Consider the following 1383-nt stretch of genomic DNA (forward strand, 5'->3'; position numbering starts at 1 on the left):
CGCGCCCGCCGCCGCTGCGGACGGGACCCCGGCGGACGCCGGGCAGCCCCCCGCGGCGGACGCGGCCGGGGCCGCCGACGGTGCTGGGGACGGTGCCCCGGACGGCGGCGAGACCGACCCGCTGGACGGGTCGCCGGTGGAGATCCGCGAGAAGACGCACCCCGCGGTGCCGATGACCGTGGAGCAGGCGCTGTACGAGATGGAGCTCGTGGGCCACGACTTCTACCTCTTCGTCGACGCCGCCACCGGGTCGCCGAGCGCGATGTACCGGCGCAAGGGCTGGAGCTACGGCGTCATCCGGCTCAGCGACGACGCCGCCACCGCGGGCGAGCACTCGGAGATGGCGGGCGCGCAGCAGGGCTGAGAGGACCGGCGCCTGTCCGGCGCCGGTCACCACGAGGGGTCTCTCCCGGCACCGGCTGCCGGGGGAGGCCCCTCGTCCTGCCCGCAGGGCCGCGGACCGGGCGCCGCCCGCGGCCCTGCGGGCAGCCGGGGCCGCCCGGGGTCCAGGCGCCGGGGCACCACGCGGCCTGGCGTCCTGTCGGTGGCCGCCGCCATGCTCACGCCGTGGCGACCCGGACCTCGATGAGCGCCGACCAGGCGGTGCGCACGGCGCTCGCCGCCCAGCAACTCTCCCTGCCCCGTCCGGGCGCGGCCACCGACCGCGGCCACGTCCGCAGGCTCGTCGAGCGGATCGGCGCGCTGCAGATCGACTCGGTCAACGTCGTCGCCCGCGCGCACCTGCTGCCGGTCCGGTCGCGGCTGGGCGGCTACGACCGCGACGTCCTTGCCGCGGCCACGTCGCTGGGCCCGGGGCGCCGGCCCGTCGCCTGGGAGTACTGGGGGCACGAGGCGTCCTACGTCGGCGCGGAGGCGCTGTCGGCGCTGCGCTGGCGGATGCACGGGGCCGAGGAGGGGGCCTGGGGCGGCATGGTCGAGGTGGCGCGGCGGCGCCCCGAGCTGCTGGTGGCGGTCGAGGAGGCCGTCGCCGACGGACCCCTCACCGGCCGGCAGCTGCAGGCCCTGCTCGAGCCGACGGTGCAGCGGAGGACCGGGTCGTGGGGCTGGAACTGGAGCGACGTCAAGCGCGCGGTGGAGTTCGCGTTCTGGTCCGGCCGGGTGGCCAGCGCCGGGCGGACCGAGCAGTTCGAGCGCCGCTACGCCCTGCCGCAGCGGGTGTGGCCGGCGCAGGTGCTCGCCACCCCGCCGCCGACCGCGGAGGAGGCGGCCGACGTGCTCGTGGACGTGGCGGGCCGGGCGCTCGGCGTGGCCACCGGCGACGACCTGCGCGACCACTTCCGGCTGCCGCTCGAGCTCGCCCGCGGGGCGGTGGCCCGGGCCGCAGAGGCCGGGCGCCTGCTGCCGGTGCTGGTGCGCGGCTGG

General features: G+C 78.7%; 2 protein-coding genes. Both read left to right on the forward strand.

Annotation, left to right across the window (positions count from 1 at the left end):
• A partial coding sequence (locus WCS02_RS20315) for a sigma 54 modulation/S30EA ribosomal C-terminal domain-containing protein (RefSeq protein ID WP_340296131.1) occupies window positions 1-364 on the forward strand: 364 nt, incomplete at its 5' end.
• 203 nt (window positions 365-567) lie between these two features.
• On the forward strand, window positions 568-1383 hold an 816-nt coding region (locus tag WCS02_RS20320), incomplete at its 3' end, for a DNA glycosylase AlkZ-like family protein (protein ID WP_340296132.1).

Origin of the sequence: Aquipuribacter hungaricus (genome assembly GCF_037860755.1) — a bacterium.
In the GTDB taxonomy this organism is placed as follows: domain Bacteria; phylum Actinomycetota; class Actinomycetes; order Actinomycetales; family JBBAYJ01; genus Aquipuribacter; species Aquipuribacter hungaricus.